This window comes from Prevotella heparinolytica, assembly GCF_002998535.1.
GTDB lineage: Bacteria > Bacteroidota > Bacteroidia > Bacteroidales > Bacteroidaceae > Bacteroides > Bacteroides heparinolyticus.
Window position 1 is genome coordinate 1,736,930 of sequence record NZ_CP027234.1, and the last position, 19,658, is coordinate 1,756,587.

General features: G+C 49.2%; 14 protein-coding genes and 1 pseudogene. 8 read left to right on the forward strand and 7 right to left on the reverse strand.

The features are described 5' to 3' along the window. Nucleotides 1-113 precede the first annotated feature (113 nt). Entirely contained in the window at nt 114-2,633 is a 2,520-nt protein-coding gene (locus C3V43_RS07205) for a heavy metal translocating P-type ATPase (RefSeq protein ID WP_106069221.1), read from the forward strand. Nucleotides 2,634-3,170: 537 nt separating this feature from the next. Here C3V43_RS07205 and C3V43_RS07215 read toward each other — a convergent pair. From C3V43_RS07215 to C3V43_RS07225, 3 genes are read right to left on the reverse strand one after another with little or no spacing between them, the layout of a single operon-like run. Continuing rightward, nucleotides 3,171-4,433 carry a DUF1302 family protein gene (locus tag C3V43_RS07215; protein ID WP_394336156.1) on the reverse strand — a complete coding sequence of 421 codons (1,263 nt, stop codon included), beginning with the start codon at nt 4,431-4,433 and terminating at the stop codon, nt 3,171-3,173. Next, a complete protein-coding gene (locus C3V43_RS07220) occupies nt 4,430-5,212 on the reverse strand; it encodes an outer membrane lipoprotein-sorting protein (RefSeq protein WP_106070502.1) in 783 nt (260 codons plus the stop codon). Before C3V43_RS07220 ends, C3V43_RS07215 begins: the two co-directional genes overlap by 4 nt. A gap of 17 nt (nt 5,213-5,229) precedes the next feature. After that, complete coding sequence (locus C3V43_RS07225; protein ID WP_106069223.1) at nt 5,230-7,596, reverse strand: efflux RND transporter permease subunit; 2,367 nt, start codon at nt 7,594-7,596, stop codon at nt 5,230-5,232. A 387-nt stretch (nt 7,597-7,983) separates the two neighbouring features. Between C3V43_RS07225 and pyrH the strand changes: the two genes are divergently transcribed. From pyrH to pelA, 4 genes are all read left to right on the forward strand, one after another. Beyond that, nucleotides 7,984-8,694, forward strand: coding sequence for a UMP kinase (gene pyrH / locus C3V43_RS07230; RefSeq protein WP_106069224.1), 711 nt, complete (start codon nt 7,984-7,986; stop codon nt 8,692-8,694). Nucleotides 8,695-8,754: 60 nt separating this feature from the next. After that, entirely contained in the window at nt 8,755-9,315 is a 561-nt protein-coding gene (gene frr, locus C3V43_RS07235) for a ribosome recycling factor (RefSeq protein ID WP_106069225.1), read from the forward strand. A gap of 71 nt (nt 9,316-9,386) precedes the next feature. Continuing rightward, complete coding sequence (gene rsgA / locus C3V43_RS07240; protein ID WP_106069226.1) at nt 9,387-10,319, forward strand: ribosome small subunit-dependent GTPase A; 933 nt, start codon at nt 9,387-9,389, stop codon at nt 10,317-10,319. A 148-nt stretch (nt 10,320-10,467) separates the two neighbouring features. After that, on the forward strand, nt 10,468-11,580 hold the full coding sequence (pelA, locus tag C3V43_RS07245; RefSeq protein WP_106069227.1) for a pectate lyase: 1,113 nt from the start codon (nt 10,468-10,470) through the stop codon (nt 11,578-11,580). 265 nt (nt 11,581-11,845) lie between these two features. Here pelA and C3V43_RS07250 read toward each other — a convergent pair whose 3' ends face one another. From C3V43_RS07250 to hflX, 3 genes are all read right to left on the reverse strand, one after another. Then, on the reverse strand, nt 11,846-13,483 hold the full coding sequence (locus C3V43_RS07250) for a fumarate hydratase (protein WP_106069228.1): 1,638 nt from the start codon (nt 13,481-13,483) through the stop codon (nt 11,846-11,848). A gap of 193 nt (nt 13,484-13,676) precedes the next feature. Then, nucleotides 13,677-15,662 (reverse strand): DUF4954 family protein, encoded by a 1,986-nt coding sequence (locus C3V43_RS07255; protein ID WP_164996224.1) that lies wholly within the window; start codon nt 15,660-15,662, stop codon nt 13,677-13,679. Between the two features lie 45 nt (nt 15,663-15,707). Continuing rightward, a complete protein-coding gene (gene hflX / locus C3V43_RS07260; RefSeq protein ID WP_106069230.1) occupies nt 15,708-16,964 on the reverse strand; it encodes a GTPase HflX in 1,257 nt (418 codons plus the stop codon). 434 nt (nt 16,965-17,398) lie between these two features. On the opposite strand from hflX, the gene C3V43_RS07265 reads away from it, so the two are divergent. The 3 genes and pseudogenes from C3V43_RS07265 to C3V43_RS14910 form a co-directional block, all read left to right on the forward strand. After that, on the forward strand, nt 17,399-17,611 hold the full coding sequence (locus C3V43_RS07265) for a hypothetical protein (protein WP_129588297.1): 213 nt from the start codon (nt 17,399-17,401) through the stop codon (nt 17,609-17,611). A 93-nt stretch (nt 17,612-17,704) separates the two neighbouring features. Then, on the forward strand, nt 17,705-17,911 hold the full coding sequence (locus tag C3V43_RS07270; protein WP_106043328.1) for a helix-turn-helix transcriptional regulator: 207 nt from the start codon (nt 17,705-17,707) through the stop codon (nt 17,909-17,911). Beyond that, nucleotides 17,908-17,997 (forward strand): annotated as a pseudogene (locus tag C3V43_RS14910) (HipA N-terminal domain-containing protein); the annotation flags it as partial. The gene C3V43_RS07270 and the pseudogene C3V43_RS14910, both read left to right, overlap by 4 nt. A gap of 90 nt (nt 17,998-18,087) precedes the next feature. Here C3V43_RS14910 and C3V43_RS07280 read toward each other — a convergent pair. Continuing rightward, entirely contained in the window at nt 18,088-19,656 is a 1,569-nt protein-coding gene (locus C3V43_RS07280; protein WP_106041631.1) for a RagB/SusD family nutrient uptake outer membrane protein, read from the reverse strand. Between the last annotated feature and the right edge of the window lie 2 nt (nt 19,657-19,658).

Consider the following 19,658-nt stretch of genomic DNA (forward strand, 5'->3'; position numbering starts at 1 on the left):
CAAAGAAAGGAAAGTTTTCACTTCCCGACAATACCTATTTATTGTGATTTTGTCAAGAGAACATTATCCATGAAAAAAACGTTATCTTTGTTAAGAGCTAAAGATAAGGTAACATGAATAAGAGTATGATTGTACAAAAGACCTTTCCCGTGCAAGGCATGAGTTGCGCTTCATGCGCCGCACGGGTAGACAAGACACTGAATCATCAACCCGGCGTCAGCAAAGCCACCGTGAACTACGCTTCGGGAATGGCGACCGTGGAGTACGACAGTGCGCAATGTTCGCCCGAAGCCTTGCAGAAGGCCGTGCAGGATGCCGGATATGACCTGCTGATTAGGCAAGACAAGCATACGCTCGAAGAAGTCGAACAAGCCCATGACAAAAGATATGCCGCATTGAAGTTCCGCACCGTTTGGGCCATTGCGCTTTCCTTTCCCGTCGTGGTCGTAGGCATGTTCTTCATGGACATGCCATACGCCAACCTCCTGATGTGGGCGTTCTCTACCCCCGTCGTCTTCTGGCTGGGCAGAGGATTCTTCGTCAGTGCATGGAGGCAGCTGAAGCATGGCAACGCCAATATGGACACGTTGGTTGCCAACAGCACCGGCATAGCCTATCTGTTCAGTCTCTTCAACATGCTTTTTCCCGACTTCTGGATGGCAAGGGGCATTCACCCGCATGTCTACTTCGAGGCGGCAAGTGTCATCATCGCCTTCATTCTGCTGGGACGGCTGCTCGAAGAGAAAGCCAAAGGCAACACGTCATCCGCCATCAAGAAACTGATGGGACTGCAACCAAAGACGGTAATCACCGTCTCTCCGTCGGGCGAACAAAAGGAGATTCTTATCGAACAGATACATCCCGGCGACATCGTTCAGGTGAGGCCGGGTGAGCGCATTGCCGTAGACGGCATCGTGACGGAGGGGACTTCGTATGTGGATGAGAGTATGCTGAGCGGCGAACCCATAGCGGTGGCCAAACAGAAAGACGCCAAAGTATTTGCCGGCACCATCAACCGGACGGGTAGCTTCTTGTTCCGGGCGGAGAAGGTGGGAACAGATACGTTGCTCGCCAAAATCATCCATATGGTGCAAGAAGCCCAAGGAAGCAGAGCACCGGTGCAGCAATTGGCAGACAAGATAGCGGGCATATTCGTGCCCGTCATCATCGGCATTGCCTTATTCTCGTTCGGCGTATGGATGATATTCGACATCGAAAATGGCTTTACACATGGCCTGCTGGCACTCGTCACAGTGCTCATCATTGCCTGCCCGTGTGCTTTGGGACTGGCCACTCCTACCGCCATCATGGTAGGAATAGGCAAGGGGGCAGAAAGTGGCATACTGATAAAGGATGCAGAAAGCTTGGAAACCGCCCGGCAGATAGATACCGTTGTTTTGGACAAAACCGGCACTGTGACCGAAGGCCGCCCGATGGTCAGTTCTTTGACTTGGAGCACAGACGCCGGAGAAGCGGCAAGTATCTTCCATGGTTTGGAGCGTCTGTCTGAGCACCCGCTTGCGGAAGCCGTAGTGCAACACTTCAAAGGGACGGTTCCTACCGACATCGAGCACTTTGAAAGTGTCACGGGCAAAGGTGTCAAGGGAGAAGTGCAAGGCCGCACCTACTATGCCGGCAACCTGAAATGGCTGGAAGAGAAGCGGATTGCCGTCAGCCGGGATTTATCCGACGAGGCAGCCCGCCTGACAGCAGACGCCCAGACCGTGATTGGGTTTGCCGATGAAAAAGAAGCATTGGCCGTGGCCGGAATCACAGACCGGATAAAGGAGACTTCCGTCCGGGCCGTCGGCCAACTGCGCTCTGACGGCATTGAGGTGTACATGCTGACGGGAGACAACGAAGCAACCGCCCGTGAGATTGCACGCAAAGCCGGAATAGTCCATTACAAGGCCGGGGTACTGCCGCAGGACAAGGCTGCTTTCATTGCCCAACTGCAAAAAGAGGGTCGGAAAGTAGCTATGGCGGGCGATGGTATCAACGACAGTGCCGCCCTTGCTCAAGCCGACTTGAGCATCGCTATGGGAGGCGGAAGCGACATTGCCATGAATGTGGCGGGTATGACCATCATCTCTTCCGACCTGACCAAGATATCGGAAGCGTTCAAATTGTCAAAGCTCACCGTGCGCACCATTCGCCAGAACTTGTTTTGGGCATTTATATATAATATAATAGGTGTACCCGTTGCGGCAGGTCTGCTCTATCCCATCAACGGCTTCCTGCTAAATCCGATGATAGCCGGCGCTGCCATGGCCTTCAGCAGTGTCAGCGTGGTGAGCAACAGCTTGCGACTGAAAAGAAAGAAAATACAAACGAAAGAAACGGCGGTAGAGGGCTCAGAAGCCCAAGTTGCACCGACCGGAGAACCGCAAGCAAGTAAACCAAGTGCGGAAGAAGCTCTGAAGAAGACCTTCAAGGTGGAAGGCATGATGTGCCATCACTGCCGCATGCGCGTAGAAAAAGCGTTGAACGGTATAGACGGTGTAAAGGCTTCCGTGAGCCTCGACCCTCCCACAGCCACCGTAGAGTTTGCAGGCGATGAAAAAACATTGGAAGAACTGCAAGCCGCAGTTACGGCAAATGCGGGCGAATATACGCTGAAGCAGGATTCCTGATTACGCAAAATATTTCGGACAGCTAAGGCAAAATTCTGGTTAAATAATTGGCCAGTTGATGGAGCATTCACAATCTATTACTTTCTAAAGCAAAAGGAGATAAAGCCGGACGAGGATGCGTCTAATATAAGTCATTAGAAAAGTTACGGGTTGTAACAGATAAATAATAAAAAGCCCTATCACACTCTATTTCTTGAGTAATGATATGGCTCTTTTTTCTGAAATTGAGTTTTTCCCATATAGGCAGCCTCCGCCGGAACGCTCATTTGTAAAATATTATACATGGATACGACAGGCGCAAATCGTATCTCGGTGCCGAAAGCCTCGTTCCTCGGTGAGGAAGAGGGTGTTCCTCGGTGTGGAACGACGTGTTCCTCGGTACCGAACATACGCCATCTCGAAGAAAAGGAAAAAGAAGAGTGCTATCCACTGAAAATCAAGCCAATAAACACTCTTCTTCTAAAAGAGACACACAAACTGTCTATTGTCATGTTTTTTCTACGTCAATCGAGCGAAAATGCACGAAACAAAACACTGCTAAAAGCTATATTTTGCCTTGACCCACACTTCCGAGTTGCGCTTGTACAGACCAAACATACCCTCATCGCCGCCAAACCAATCAAAGCCGGCAGAAAGACGGATGAGGTCGTTGAGGGCATAATCGGCGGAAAAGCGGCTGAACCATCCTTTGTGGTTCAAGTCGAAATAGGTAAAGTCGGAGAGCTGAAGCGTACTGCCCAACAGCTTCTTCGATACATTGACCGTCAGAAGTGAATTGTGACGAGGCTGGGCCATTTGCTCTTCGTACTTGAAAATGCTCTCACTCGAAAACTGTACCATCACCATCCATTCACCGGGTGCATACCAGTCGATTCCCGCCAACCAATTTATGGAGTTAAAACCTTTTTGGGAGGTGTGTGCAGCCTGCGGCCGATAGCTGAAATGCTTGCCGATGTTGAAAGCGGCTTCGCCACGCAATACAAACTGTCCGAGCGGTTTTGCCACATCACCTCCCACAAAACCCATCCGATAGTATCGGGGCGAGACGACGGTTCCTGCCGCCGACTGCCCATACATCAGCACCGGCATCTTATTCCACGTATGCAACCCTGCCAATGAAAAATCAATACCCGGCAAAGTAAAGGAAAGCCGCCCTCCATACTCCACATTCGACAGTTTGAAGGCCGGTGTGCCACCGGCATCATCCCACACCATAGGATGCACGGCGTTTTTCGGCAGAATACTCCACGGATTCCTCTCATCGGTCGGCAACATATAGCCCTGAAAAGTGGGAACGGCCACCAGCTCCAACTTCATCTTCTCGTTGAAGACAAAAAAGCGGAGGGCATTCACCGGCATGCGGATATCGTCATAGTCTTGTGCCAGAAATTCGCTCATGTCCATTGGCGAGAGCAAATCGGTGATGCGCACCCCGTCTGCCGCTCCCCAGATAACTATCTGCCTTCCAAAACGGAAACCCCAATGTTCCTTCCGATGGTCGAGATAGGCTTCGCGCAGTTCAAATCCGGTGCGTTCCTTCAGCAGAGCATTGTAAGTGGCATTGAGCGAGACAAAAAGCGATGACGCGCCAAACGTCTTCTCTATCTCGCCACGCATACGGGTGCGAGAAGCCATGAAATCGTTCGGGTTGTCCGTACGCAGGGCATGATAGGTGTCGACAAACCCTTTGAGTCTCCACGAAGCCCCACCCCCTTCCTGACACCACGCCCCATGTATGGAGCAGAGGAACAGAACAGGCAGGTACAAGCCTGTAATGAGTTTTTTCCTGTCTTTCATCATAAGCTGCCTTTTTCCAGTGTGGTTACGTTAAACCCAGACTCTTCCATCGGGAGGTCGTATTTCGGACTGATAATCTCAATAGTTGTCTGGTGGCCGGTCTGCACGTTAGCCATGTGCATCTTCAATGCCACCCAATAGCCCTGCACTTGAGCGATGTCCGACATTTCAAGCCGCCGATGCAGCTTGCCCATCTTGTCGTAATACTCTACCTTCACGGGAATCAGACAATCTTTCCGTATCCATGAGATTTTCTTGGAAAAAATATCACGGCTATCCTTAGATACAGATTCCAGCTTCCAGCATTTATGCCCTTCCAGCGTTTCCTCTCCCAGCAATTGGTGCGTATCTTCATCCACGCTGCGACGCCCCATATCGTCATACGTAAAGTCGCTGCCCATGAAGTAGTCTTGCTTGGCGGACGAACCGCTGATGCGCCGGGTCTTTTTCATAGCCGGAAGATAAAGCCACTTGTCATCATCCTTGTCAGGAGCGTCATAATCCCACGTGAGAAAACCTGTCCCCTTCACGTCACCGGGGTAGAGGAAGAACATAAGTCCTTTGCGGTCTTCCTTCTCCTTGCCCACATCAATGGAATAGGAGACGAGTCTGCGCTCGCGAACGCTGCCACGCTTGTTGATAAGTTTCATCACTAACTCCGAACGACGAGTATTTCCGTCGGGACGGTCCTTAACTTTCCGGGCTATCTCCCTGCCCGTCTGCGCAAATGAAGCGATGCCGAACAGAGCCGTCATCGCAAGAGTAGAAAGTGTACGTTTCATGTTTCTCATCTGTTTTTTCATTGATTATTTTCTATGGAATTCACTTCTTTTCCGAAAATCCTGAACTTGTGGAACAGCACCGGCGTAATACACAAATCGGCCACGAGCGCCGAAAGAATACCTGCAACCGAAAGTATCCCCATGTGCATGAATGATACACTCTCGGAAGTGGTATAGATGGCAAAGTTCACTGTGATAATGACGCTGGTAAGCACCAACGGCGTGCCCACGATACGGAACGACCGCAGAATGGACGAGCGGTAGTTGCGCTGTCTGTCGAATTCCAAATGCCCGTGGTTGATGAAATGGATGGTGTCGTCCACCGCCAATCCTAAAATCATGGGCATGATGGTAGCTGTCATCATATCAAGCGGATAGTCCATCCAGCCCATCAGTCCTCCCACCACAATTGCCGGAGTAATATTGGGAATCAAGCCTATCAGCCCTATGCGCACACTGCCGAAGACAATCATCATCAGCACTCCGATGATGAGCAGGGCTATCACAAACGAGTATAGCTGTCCACGCGCCACGTATTGCATCATCACCGTGAACTGCGGGATGCTGCCCACTGTGGTCACCGTAGCTTCGGGATAAAGCCTCCGGGCGCATGCAACGATATCCTCCAGCTCGCGCTCGGCCTCACCGGAATTATAATCGTTCAGCTCCACCATCAGGCGCAGGCGGCGATATTCGTAGTCCACCCAATACTCCCCCTCGCTGCCGCCTGCATTTTCATAGAGCAGCAACAGTTGCGCCACCTCGTCCGCATTGTCGGGAACAGTATAAAAAGCCGCATCACCATCGTGCAGTGTCTGATTCAGGTCTTTGAGGATGTTCAGCACCGAAGAAGTGCGCTTGGTGAGCGGATAGCGTGAGGCATGTTGCGCTAACGAATCGAGCCTGACAAGCGCAGCAGGAGATTTGCTCATCCCGTCTTCAGGAAACTCTATCATCACATCGTAGGTATATATCGAACCAAGTTCGCTCTCACTTATCTCAAGCAGGTTCCTCACGTATGCTACTCTCCGTCCCATGGTGCGCTCAATATCGAATGCCGTTTCTATTTTCATGAGTTGATAGATGAGAACGGCCATCAGCAGACCTGCCACCCACAAAATGAGCGTGCCTCGGCGCAAAACTCCGGCACCGAAAGCCTCTAATCTGCAATCCATCCATCGCCCGCCAGCCTCTTGCAGTTTCTCATTCGGCTTGCCGTCCCGTCCGAAGCTCAGCAAAGCGGGCATTATCGTAATGGTGATGAAGAAAGAAAACAGTACGCAGAGAGAGGCCGCTATGCCGATGAAACGCATTGGCTGCATGGGAATGGCAAGAAACGACAGCAGTGCCGCAAATGTAGTGAGTGCGCTGAAGAGCACCGGCCACCCCATCTCGCCTATGGTTTCCTCCACCGCCAAACACCGCTGCCCATGCGTCAGGAACCGCCGTTTAAAGAAAGAGTATACGTGAATGTTATAGGCCACAGCCACAGCAAAAGTCAGCAGCATGGGAATCAGCATCATGCCACTATCGATGGTGAGCCGGAAATATCCTAAAATGCCATAAGCCATGACAATGGCACCTACGGCGGTAAGCGGCGGTACCACCACCCCTCTGAAAGAGCGTGTGACAAGCAGTAGCACCACGATAGAGAACAGTGTGGCAAGCCCCATCACGCGAGGCATCTCCTTACCCACCCACTCCATTTTAGCAAAGGTAACATAGGGTAGCCCGGTTCCTTTAGGGTGTATGCGGGCATACCGTTCTTTGGTTATAATGCGCTCCAATTCTCTGCCCGTAAGCATTTCGGGAGAAACGGAACCTTTGCCTTTATTCCATACCGAATCCTCAGGAAAGGGTCTCAGTTTAAGGAAAATCCATGTCAGCCTGCCATCTTGCGAAACGAGCCGATCGGCAATGTATGGCTTCTGAAAGGCTTTCCGCCGGATTTCGGCCAATCCGTCTTCGTCGGACGGAATCGTTTCGGGCACAATCTGCTCAATAGTCATTCCATCCTCGCTACCCACCATAAACTCTATGTCTGTGATGGAAGTTATCTTGTCGGCGTACGAAAGGCTGTCGAGCAGTTCGTTGGACAACTCGCGGATGAGTTCAAGGTTCGCTTTCGTAAACGTATTGTCGCACCGTGTGAGGACAGCCACAAAATTGTCATTTCCGAATATCTCTTTAAACTCATCGGTTTTCACAAGCATCGGGTCGTCTTCGAGAAAATAATCGTTCCACGAAGAACTGATGTTGAGGTAACGCAAACCGGCGAAACTTATGCCTAACAGCAAAACAAACAGCCCCAAGACGAGCCGGCGTCTTTTCACAATCCATTTGCCTCTCCGGGCAAACCAGCAGTTGATTTTTTCGATGTTCATACTTAATTGATGTTTTTAAAAAAGAACAAGTTTTCGTTTTGTTCAAAAAAAACGAAGCGAGCCGCTCTTTTCGGGCGGCTCGCTTCGTTGAATGATAATATGATGATGTATTCTAAATGCCTCATATAGAATTCGGTTATACAGTTTTTTTTGATATGAGAGTAATATACCTTTATTCTCGGATGCAAATTTCGTAATGTATCAGCACCGATACAATACCTTAAAATAGTGATTTTTCATTAAGCTCTCATAACCAATGGTTATAAAATCTCTCCCTTCCATATCAAAATTTAATTGCAGTGGAAGATAAAAAAAGGGACAAGTTCATTTTTTATGCACTCTGTTTGCATTATCTTTGCCGAAACAGAGAAACAAATTTAAAGAATTATGGCAACATACAAAAGAATCTTGCTGAAACTCAGCGGTGAAAGCCTGATGGGAGAAAAGCAGTACGGCATCGACGAGAAACGCCTTGCCGAATATGCAGCGCAAATCAAGGAAATACATGGAATGGGCATACAGATAGGCATCGTTATCGGCGGCGGAAATATCTTCCGGGGGCTGAGCGGTGCCAACAAGGGCTTCGACCGTGTGAAAGGCGACCAGATGGGAATGCTGGCAACCGTCATCAACAGCCTTGCACTAAGTTCTGCGCTGGTGGCTGCCGGCGTGAAGGCCCGTGTGCTCACCGCCGTGCGCATGGAGCCTGTCGGCGAGTTCTACAATAAATGGAAAGCCATTGAATGTATGGAAGCCGGCGAAGTGGTCATCATGTCGGCCGGAACGGGCAACCCGTTCTTCACTACCGACACAGGTTCCAGTTTGCGAGGCATCGAGATAGAAGCCGACGTGATGCTGAAAGGAACACGCGTGGACGGTATCTATACCTCCGATCCGGAAAAAGACCCCACCGCCACCAAATTCCACGACATCACCTACGACGAAGTGCTGAGGCGCGGACTCAAAGTGATGGACCTCACCGCCACCTGCATGTGCAAGGAGAACAATCTCCCCATCATCGTATTCGACATGGACACCGTGGGCAACCTGAAGAAAGTGATGCAAGGCGAAGAAATAGGCACACTGGTACATAATTAAACCCGAAATTAATTATATTTGCACAGTTTCAAACCAAAGCAACCTCAAAACAGAAACAATATGAGAGACGTAAAAGAAATCTTAGACGAAGCGCAAGAGAAAATGGATATGGCAGTGATGTATCTGGAAGAAGCACTGGTACACATCCGCGCAGGCAAAGCTGATACCCGTTTGCTGGACGGCATCCGTGTAGATTCTTACGGCAGTATGGTGCCCATCAACAACGTGGCGGCCGTGACTACTCCCGATGCACGCAGCATCGCCATCAAGCCTTGGGACAAAAGCATGTTCCGCCCCATCGAAAAAGCCATCATCGACTCCAACCTCGGCATCATGCCCGAAAACAACGGCGAGATTATCCGCATCGGCATTCCGCCACTGACCGAGGAACGCCGTAAACAACTGGCCAAGCAATGCAAAGGCGAAGGCGAAACAGCCAAAGTGAGTGTGCGCAACGCCCGTCGCGACGCCATCGACGCCTTGAAAAAGTCCGTGAAAGAAGGTCTGGCAGAAGATGCCCAGAAAGGCGGTGAGGAAAAGCTGCAAAAGATTCATGATAAGTACATCAAGCAGATGGACGATATGCTGGCAGCCAAAGACAAGGAAATAATGACAGTATAAAAAACAGGTGGAAAGGCGGAAGCGGAAATCTATTTTCTTTCTCGCCTTTCCACTTTCAACTCTGAGCTAATTTGAAAGGACTTGTAATCAGAAACACCGGAAGCTGGTACTTGGTACACACCGACGACGGCAAGGATGTGGAGTGTAAGATCAAAGGCAACTTCCGCCTGAAAGGCATACGCAGCACCAATCCCGTGGCTGTGGGCGACCGTGTGCAGATCATCCTGAATCAAGAAGGCACGGCCTTTATAAGCGAAATAGAAGACCGGAAGAATTACATCATCCGCCGGGCATCCAACCTCTCCAAGCAATCGCATATCCTCGCAGCCAATCTCGACCAGTGCATGCTGATAGTGACTGTGAACTATCCGGAGACCTCCACCACTTTCATCGACCGTTTTCTGGCCTCGGCCGAGGCCTACCGTGTGCCGGTGCGGCTCATCTTCAACAAAACAGATGCCTATAATGAAGAAGAGCTTCACTATATGGACGCACTTATCAACCTCTACACCACCATCGGCTATCGCTGTTTCAAGGTGTCGGCCCGAGAGGGCACAGGCGTCGACCTCCTTAAAGAGGAACTCAAAAAGCGTGTAACGCTTTTCTCCGGACACTCCGGTGTGGGCAAGTCTACGCTCATCAATGCCCTCCTGCCCGACTTGGACATCAAGACCGGCGAGATATCCTCGTATCACAACAAGGGGATGCACACCACTACCTTCTCCGAAATGTTTCCGGTGCCGGGAAACGGATACCTCATCGACACTCCGGGCATCAAAGGATTCGGCACTTTCGATATGGAGGAAGAAGAAATAGGGCACTATTTCCCGGAGATATTCAAGACTTCCGCCGGTTGCCGCTATGGCAACTGTACCCATCGCCACGAACCGGGATGTGCCGTTCGAAAAGCCGTGGAAGAGCATCTGATCAGCGAATCACGCTATGCCTCTTACCTGAACATGCTGGAAGACAAAGAAGAAGGAAAGTACAGGGCTGCCTATTAAGTGCCGGCCTCTCCACCCTCTTATTCAACCGGAAAAGCCGATGCCTACCTAAATTTCCCCCTATAAAGCCAATTATTCCCCCTTCGGCTTCTTGTTTCTCCTTATTTTTGTATTCGACTAAGAATCTCTTATAAAGAAAGGAAAGATCATGAAACGAATTATTCTGTATTGCGCCTTTCTCGCCGGCATGGTCGGAGCGGAAGCGCAAGAAACCGCAACGACCTACAAAGATAAACAGCCTTACAAAAGTTGGGTAAGGATGGCAGCTAAACTGGACGATGACTTCTTCAAGACCGCTGAGGCCATACGCATTGCCGACAATGTATTGCTATATCAGCATACCACCGGCGGATGGCCGAAGAACGTCTACATGCCTGCCGAATTATCACCGAAAGAGCTGGAGGATGTGCTCCATGCCAAAGACGACGTAAACGAAAGCACGATAGACAACAGTGCCACCAGCACGGAGATACGCTATCTTTCACGCACTTATCTGGCCACGCAGATAGAAAAATACAGAGATGCGGCCATCGAGGGCATACGCTACATCCTGAAGTCACAGTATGCCAATGGAGGTTTCCCGCAATTCTGGCCGCGCTCCAAAGGTTACTATACCCACATCACCTACAACGACAATGCAATGATAAACGTGATGAAGCTGCTGCGCGAAGTCTACGAAAAGCAGGCGCCTTATACTTTCGTCACTGACAGCCTGTGCCGGCAAGCCCGCGCAGCCTTCAATAAAGGAGTGGAGTGCATCCTGAAAACACAAGTCCGTCGCAACGGGAAACTCACCGTATGGTGCGCCCAGCACGATGAACACACGCTGGCTCCGGCCAAAGCCCGTGCCTACGAATTGCCTTCATTGAGCGGTGCCGAATCGGACGACATCATCCTGCTGCTGATGTCCATCCCCCAACCCTCCAAGGAAATCATCACCGCCGTAGAAACTGCCGTAGACTGGCTCAAAGAGAGCAAAATCGTCGGCATAAAGAGAGAGGACTTCATCAACAGCCAAGGTAAGAAAGACTATCGCATGGTTCCCTGCTCACCGGGTGATGCCGACTGCCCTGCGCTCTGGGCACGCTTCTACACGCTGGAAGATAATCGTCCTTTCTTCTGCGACCGCGACGGCGTGAAGCGCTTCGACATCTCCGAGATAGGTTACGAACGGCGCAACGGTTACAGTTGGTTTAACGATGGTGGGCAAAAAGTGCTGAAAAAATATGAGAAGTGGAAAAAGACACTGAACAAGAAATAAGGAGGCTGTCCCTTAAGTGTGGGGACTCCTTCCCCAAAGTGTGGGAAGAGCTTCCTTAAGGTGTGGGAAAAGCTTCCTTAAAGTGTGAGCTTATACCTGCCAAAGTGTGGGATTACGACCCGCCAAGTGTGGGCTTGCAACCCATAAAGTGTGGGAGCACGATGACGGAAGTGAAAAGAGACAAACTTTCTAAGTCGACCTCCCCCGACCTGTCGTTCGGCGGGGGAGGTAACAACATATGGAAAAGCCTGTTATAATGACAGGGTTACTTGCTGCAATTCCAAGGCTTCAACTGTTTGAAGAAGTCATTCCCCTTATCATCTACCAGAATAAATGCCGGGAAGTTTTCCACTTCAATCTTCCAGATAGCCTCCATGCCCAGCTCGGGATATTCCACACATTCAATGCTCTTGATGTTGTTCTGCGCCAAGATAGCAGCAGGACCACCGATAGAGCCGAGGTAGAAGCCGCCATACTTCTGGCAAGCATCCGTCACCTGCTGACTGCGATTACCCTTGGCAAGCATGATCATGCTGCCGCCGTGGCTTTGGAACAACTCTACGTAAGAGTCCATACGGCCGGCCGTAGTCGGGCCCATGGAACCGCAAGCCATGCCTTGAGGAGTTTTGGCAGGACCTGCATAGTAGATAGGATGATCCTTGATGTATTGCGGAAGGTCTTCGCCCTTATCCAAACGTTCTTTCAGTTTGGCATGCGCAATGTCGCGGCCCACGATGATGGTTCCGTTCAGCGACAGGCGGGTAGATACCGGATACTTGGTCAGTTCTTTCAATATCTCGGCCATCGGACGGTTCAGGTCAATCTTCACCACATCGCCCTCTCCTGCCTGACGGAGTTCTGCCGGAATCAGTTCGCCCGGATTACTGTCCAACTTCTCGATCCAGATACCTTCTTTATTGATTTTACACTTGATGTTACGGTCGGCAGAGCAGGAAACACCCAATCCCACGGGGCAAGAAGCACCGTGACGCGGCAAACGGATGATGCGTACGTCGTGGGCCATGTATTTACCGCCGAACTGTGCGCCGAGTCCTATCTTATGAGCCTCTGCCAACACTTCTTTTTCCAGCTCTACATCGCGGAAAGCACGGCCGAATTCATTGCCCGTAGTAGGCAGATTGTCGTAGAAACGGGTAGAAGCCAACTTCACCGTCAGCAGATTCTTCTCGGCAGACGTACCGCCGATGACGAATGCAATGTGATAAGGAGGACAGGCCGCAGTGCCCAGCGTCTTTATCTTCGAAATGAGGAAGGGAACGAGCGTCTCAGGATTCAGAATAGCCTTTGTCTCTTGATAGAGGTACGTCTTGTTGGCAGAGCCGCCGCCTTTGGTCACGCAAAGGAACTCATACTCCATGCCTTCCGTGGCTTCGATATCAATCTGTGCCGGAAGGTTGCACTTCGTGTTCACTTCCTCATACATGGTGAGCGGTGCATTCTGGGAATAGCGGAGGTTTTCTTCCGTATAGGTCTTGTAAACACCCAAAGAGAGAGCCTCTTCATCGCAATAGCCCGTCCACACCTGCTGTCCTTTTTCGCCATGGATAATGGCAGTACCCGTATCCTGGCAGAAAGGGAGCACGCCTTTAGACGCTACTTCGGCATTGCGCAAGAAGGTCAATGCCACATATTTATCATTATCGCTCGCTTCGGGGTCGCTCAAAATCTTGGCCACTTGCTCGTTGTGCGAACGGCGCAACATGAACGACACATCACGGAAAGCCGCGTTTGCCATAGCCGTCAGACCTTCTTTCTCAATCTTCAGGATGGGCTTTCCTTCAAACTCGCTTACTGAAACATAATCTTTCGTAAGCAGATAATACTCGGTAGTATCTTTCCCTTTCTCGAACATGGGCTGATACTTGAACGGAGGTGTTGCCATAATTACTCGTTTATTTTTAAGTTAGTTAATCGCTGCACAAAAGTAGTGCGAACCAAACGGGAGCAATCTCATGTATGTCATGCCTCGAATGTCGCCTACTTTCACAAAGCAAAGGTAAGAACTATTATTGAAATATTTCTTTAATCAGAGTAAATAATGATATTCTGCACTCAGAGAGAAGAGGCGCATTTGCCTACATCACCTTTTTCATCCGTCCTATCAGTTCGTCGCCCAATGCCGTTTTCACCTCGATATGCTTCAGTACGGCCGTAACGAAAGGATTGCTTTCAAAGTCACCACGCACCTGCTCAAAGTCGAGTTCCTTTTCAAGGCGCGAGCCGTCAGCACCAAATCCAGTCATCGAAGCCAGCGAGAATTCTTTCTTGGCGTCTTCGTAAACCATACGGTCCAGACCGACCACGGCTTCCTTCCACTTTTCTACAATGCGGACAATATCTTCCGCCGTCATCTGCTCCGGATGAATACCGTAAAATTCTTCCAGCTTTTCGTATGCCCACGTCCACTCATACGTATAATAGTTGGTATGCATCTTTTCAAACTCGGCGTTGATATACTTCAGCCGGTTCACCGCTCCCGACTCAATGCCGTCTATCAAAGCGTCTATCTCGCTTTTCGGAGCAATCAGCCCGGAGATGTCCACCCACTCGCCGCTCCCCACAAGCGTATCGGGCTTCAAGCGGGCACGTATCTCTTCGTTGCTTTGAAAGCCAGTCCCTTCCAGACGCTTGATGACTGAATTTCCAAGAAACTTATGAATGGCAATCTCGTAGAACTTCAGTCCCTTATGCAGGGCAGAGTTACGGATTTTTGCACTATGAAAAGAATAGATATCGGAAAGCTCTCCACTGGCATGGCGCAGGTTGAGCAACGTTTCCCGTCCCTTGAACATCTTCTGTACGGTGTAGGGACTGAGGAGATTGTAGTTAATGTAATCCAGTTTGTTGGTGTCAGTGCGTCCGTCACGCTTCGGCCATTTCTGTGCGTCACGGATAGTGCCCACGCTACGCAGGTTGACACCCGGCACAAGATAGGTCGTATTGTTCTGTTCTATCAGATAGGAGAAAGGCAGATTCGAAGTATCAGAATGGTTGACGTGGCGCCCCATGACCAGGGAGAATGCCCCTACCCTTGCCGGCCACAAGATATACGAATCCGATGTGGTCTTCGCGCCACGTTCCAACGTTCCCTGATGAATAGGCCCCAGCTTATACATGTGGTTGCTCTGGTTGGATCCCGAACCGGCATTCATGAACGAGAACATACCGGCAATCAGCAACGTGGACTTATGATGAGTAACCGTGAACGGCCCGGCAAAAATAGAACATGCCTCACCGTTTTCTCCCTGACAATTACTGAAGAACAGTGAGTCCGAAGCGGAATAATTATGTCCCAGCCGGCATGCTTGCCCAATGAAACAGCGACTCAGCATCGCCCCATCATCAACATGCGAACCGGAAGAGATGATGAAGTCATCGCAAATCACCCCGTGCCCGATGTGCACCGGCGCCACTTCATTGCTGTTGATGCTCCCGTTATACAAGCGGCATGTTCCGCAAATGCGGCAATAGTCGCCCACACGGACATTCTTGATGGAGCCGGTGTTCAATATCATCACATGGCTGCCTATGCTCCCCACGGCAGAAGCGTGCTTATTGGAATAGAAGTCTGTGATTTCTTTCATCCGTGCTATCAGTTCCGGACGATGGCGATAAAGAGCCATGATGTAAGCCTGATGCGCCGACAGCTTGTCACTGATAAGCACCTCGCGCCCTCCCGTCTCGTTCAGGACGGAGACTTCCACCCCGTTGCCGAACTTCGATACTCCGTCCACAAGGATAATATCCACATTCTCGATAAAAGTATCGTGGCCTATCTCGTAATTGGCAATGTAGTTCTGGATATTCTCAATGCAACAATTATCTCCCACGGTAACGTTATGCAACGTCACATGCCGCAGGCCGGAATGCTTCTTTATTCCTCCCGGCAAAGTAAATTCCGACCGGAACACTCCTAAACGCACCTCTCCCGAGAAACGGGTATGGTGCACGAACTCCGTTGCAAACTCTTCGGCAACGGTCACTTTTTCCCAATCATCAGCCAGACACGACTGGCTTTTCAAACGAAGCACTTCGGCTTCGGTCAATTTTCTATAACTCATACGGATTTAATGAAAAAGGAAAGCTTCTTTTCAACTTTCCAAGGATTATTCTTCGTCTCCGTAGACCTGATAAAGAAAATCGTTGTAGGGGTACTTCTGCACATGCAGTTCTTTCACACGTCCGTAAACCACACTTTTCAGTTCCTCCATGTTGATTTTTTCACGGGCGGAGATAAAGAGGCAACTATCCTCCATCTTCGCCATCCACGTCTTCATCAGTTCTTCGAGTGTTAAGTTTTCTTTTGTTTTGGGGGTAAGGTCGTCAGTCGCTTTCTCCACGTAGGTGTAAGCGTCTATTTTATTGAACACAAGTACCATGGGCTTTCCGGCGGCGCCGATGTCGGCCAATGTCTTGTTCACAACTTCTATCTGTTCTTCAAAATCGGGATGGGAAATATCAACGATATGCAGCAGCAAATCGGCTTCGCGCACCTCGTCGAGGGTGGACTTGAAGGAATCCACCAAATCAGTGGGCAACTTGCGGATAAAACCCACCGTATCGGAAAGCAGGAACGGCAGGTTTTCGATAATCACCTTGCGCACCGTAGTGTCCAGCGTGGCAAACAGCTTATTCTCAGCAAACACCTCGCTTTTCGAGAGCAACGTCATCAGCGTCGACTTGCCTACGTTGGTGTATCCCACCAACGCCACACGAATCAGCCGTCCGCGGTTTTTGCGCTGCGTAGATTTTTGTTTGTCAATCTCGGCCAAACGTTCTTTCAGCAAAGACATACGGTTAAGGATGATGCGGCGGTCCATTTCCAACTGCGTCTCACCCGGTCCGCGAAGCCCCACAGACCCCTTGCCGCCTCCGGCACCAGAGCCGCCTCCCTGACGTTCCAGGTGTGTCCACAAGCGTTGCAGGCGGGGAAGCATGTATTTGTACTGCGCCAGTTCCACCTGTGTTTTAGCATTGGCTGTCTGTGCGCGCATGGCAAAAATGTCGAGAATAAGGGAAGTTCTATCCAATATCTTAATCTTCAGTTCCGCTTCAATATTTCGTATCTGTTTGGCAGAAAGTTCATCATCGAAGATTACCATTCCAACCTCACGTTCGGCCTCTTCTTCGTTCTTGATATATTCTTTTATCTCGGCCAGCTTGCCCGTGCCCACATAGGTCACCGAATGAGCCTGCTCCAGCTTTTGGGTAAATCTTTTCACCACTTCCGCCCCGGCTGTCTCAGCCAAGAATGCCAGCTCGTCAAGATATTCGTTGGTCTTGCGCTCGTCTTGCGTCTTTGTGATAAGACCCACCAATACCGCTGTTTCGGCCTGCACCTCGGAAATTACAAATTCTTTCATTTACTATACCTTATATTATATATATTCCAATTTTAATGGCCACAAATATAAGGATTTTCACACAATCTTCAAGCAATGTCATTCTTTAATTCGGCCATATGCCCGCCATTTAACCGGAAAACACGCCCGGTGACAACAGATGAAGCTTTGTCCGAAACATTGGATATATTAATGAATAACATTTTTACTTTCCCCAATTAAGAAACTGACATATTATTCCCTTTCTTGTAAATAAAAGTTCACCGGAACTACCGGCATTGGCGCAAAATTTGATAGACAGCAAGTACTCGAAATTTGCAGACCGCCTCACAGCAGAACTCATAGAAAAAGCAAAAAACTGTCATTCTTCAAAAAGCAAGAAATCATACCGGTCCTGTTTTTGAGGCAGATACCTGCGCATGTTGTTCTCGTTGGAAAATTATACGACGAAGTTTGTGGAGAAAGATACGGTGAAGAAACACTACTTTGTTGATAGCGGTTTGCTGAGTATCTTTCTGTTCAGCGGAGATGCGATGCTATCAGAGGACGTTTGCGCCATATACCTGCGCAAACGTTACGGAGAGGAAGAAGGGCTATGCCGTACTTGTCAGAGCCATGATGGCTTCTTTCGGGTCTGCTATCACAAAATTGCACCTTATCTGATATAATCGCACCGGAAAGCAATGATTTATACCCCTTATGGTATAATATTGAATATTTGTATGAACTTCGAACCCGAAAAGGTATAAATCCGGATGATTATGAACAGTCTCTCTACTACAGTCAAAATGTTGCGAAAGCAGTATAACCTGACACAAGAAGAACTCTCGTTGAAGTCGAGTGTAGGATTGCGCTTCGTTCGCGACCTTGAACAAGGAAAGGAAACGCTACGCCTCGATAAGGTGAATCAGCTTCTCGAGTTCTTCAATTATGAAATGGTTACTACGTCAAAAACGAATAATCAATGAGACAAGCCAACATATTCTACAAAGACCACTTGATCGGCATTCTGACAGAGTACGATGCGGGGTACGAGTTTCATTATTTGCCGAAAAAGAGACCTCACCAAATGGCTTTTCAAAAGCGTTTGGTGAGGTCTATCCTTTTTTAGATTAATGATTTACGATAATCTTATGACATACCTTTATAAAGGATTTTGTACACATTGATCATTACCACGTATTTCCGTATACGGAATGGCAAACTCCCAATATTTATCATCTACAGACTTGGCTATTTTCTTGGCATTGGTACCTGAGTTACGAGTGATAGCAGTCTTTTGGGCATTGCCTTTTAAGTGTATTTGAATATTTGCGCTATTCAAGCGATCGGGAATAATGCCCAAGCGTTTCATATCAAAGAAACGTTGCCCTTCCATCCATAAATCAATTCGTTTGTTACGGAAAATCTCATCCATCAGTTCATCGCCCACAGCCTCCGTCTTATATTCCGGATCGCGTGTACTCATGATTTCCAATAGAGTGGCACGGGCATCGGCTTCTCTGCCGGAACCCTGTCTGGCTTGTGCTTCCGCTTTGATGTAGTACATTTCTCCCAGCCGCATAATCAGCAAATCTCCATGCGTATCTTCAGCTCCTTTGGCGCGATATTTGATTTGTTGCCCGGTAACTTCCCAATTGGGCTTACTCATTCCTCCCTCAAAGTAAGAGGCGCTGGCATCTTTAGGAATCTTATCTCCTTGATCCAAACATACCCACCAGCCGCGACGTGCATCGTTTTTGCCCATCTTGTCATACAAGGTACGGTTTACCGCATGTTTGAAACCTTTATTATGCCCGTTAAAGTTGTAAGAATACGCACAGAAATAGCTTGCGTAGAAAAAATCCTGGTCACTGCCTTGATAATAGCCCCACATCCATTCGGAGGCACTCAAATCGCAGAAGCCGTCACAAAGCGCACCACCTTGTTGTAGAGTGGCGCCTGAATGCTTAATTGCCAAATCTGCATATTTCTCGGCATCTGCCCATTCCGACTTTGCCAAGGCGATACGTGCGGCAATGCCACATGCCGTAGAATAACGAATCACGTTTTTGCGTTCCAAGTCAGGAGCCTTTTCTAAATTCTCAAGACCGGTCTTAATGTCTTCATCAATAAGTTTATATACTTCAGCCACGGTAGAGCGCGGGCGAGCATCGTATGACACTTCTTTACGAATAATAACTCCCAAATTGTCATTGGCTTCGCCTTTTACATAGCGTTTGCCGTAAAGTTGAACCAAATTGAAGTAAGCCCATGCGCGCAAGCTATAAGCTTCCCCTTTCAAGGTAGCCACTTCCGTTGCCGCAGCATTCTTCACGTTATCTACCGCTCCGATAATCTCGTTCAGATGCTGGATGATAGTATAGAAATAGTCCCAAGCATAGAGATTGATTTCTCCGTCAGGACTTGTATGGTCTTCCCAGCGATAAACACTCATGTGGTAGGCCGGTTTAGTGTTGATCATGTCATCTCCAAGTAAGTCCAAGCTAGCATTCAGACCCGGTTGGCCGAGGGTGAATACTTGATTACTGAAATTATATGAATAAATCATATTGTGCACCCCTTCCAGAATGTACCTCAGTCCTTCTGTGTTTTCTACAGCTTTATCCCGGCTTATGGAGTTAGATGGCTCGTTGTCCAGGTAGTCTCCCGCACATCCGGTAGCCAGCAGTCCGACAAAGAATGCCGCGCATATTTTTTTAAACTTTCTCATAT

Bases quoted from the DNA above. Each gene is read 5' to 3' on its own strand.
- C3V43_RS07250 (WP_106069228.1), bottom strand. From the start codon at position 13,483: ATGGCAACACCTCCGTTCAAGTATCAGCCCATGTTCGAGAAAGGGAAA.
- C3V43_RS07280 (WP_106041631.1), bottom strand. From the start codon at position 19,656: ATGAGAAAGTTTAAAAAAATATGCGCGGCATTCTTTGTCGGACTGCTG.
- C3V43_RS07225 (WP_106069223.1), bottom strand. From the start codon at position 7,596: ATGAACATCGAAAAAATCAACTGCTGGTTTGCCCGGAGAGGCAAATGG.
- C3V43_RS07205 (WP_106069221.1), top strand. From the start codon at position 114: ATGAATAAGAGTATGATTGTACAAAAGACCTTTCCCGTGCAAGGCATG.
- C3V43_RS07220 (WP_106070502.1), bottom strand. From the start codon at position 5,212: ATGAAACGTACACTTTCTACTCTTGCGATGACGGCTCTGTTCGGCATC.
- C3V43_RS07215 (WP_394336156.1), bottom strand. From the start codon at position 4,433: ATGATGAAAGACAGGAAAAAACTCATTACAGGCTTGTACCTGCCTGTT.
- C3V43_RS07270 (WP_106043328.1), top strand. From the start codon at position 17,705: ATGAACAGTCTCTCTACTACAGTCAAAATGTTGCGAAAGCAGTATAAC.
- hflX (WP_106069230.1), bottom strand. From the start codon at position 16,964: ATGAAAGAATTTGTAATTTCCGAGGTGCAGGCCGAAACAGCGGTATTG.
- pyrH (WP_106069224.1), top strand. From the start codon at position 7,984: ATGGCAACATACAAAAGAATCTTGCTGAAACTCAGCGGTGAAAGCCTG.
- frr (WP_106069225.1), top strand. From the start codon at position 8,755: ATGAGAGACGTAAAAGAAATCTTAGACGAAGCGCAAGAGAAAATGGAT.
- C3V43_RS07255 (WP_164996224.1), bottom strand. From the start codon at position 15,662: ATGAGTTATAGAAAATTGACCGAAGCCGAAGTGCTTCGTTTGAAAAGC.
- pelA (WP_106069227.1), top strand. From the start codon at position 10,468: ATGAAACGAATTATTCTGTATTGCGCCTTTCTCGCCGGCATGGTCGGA.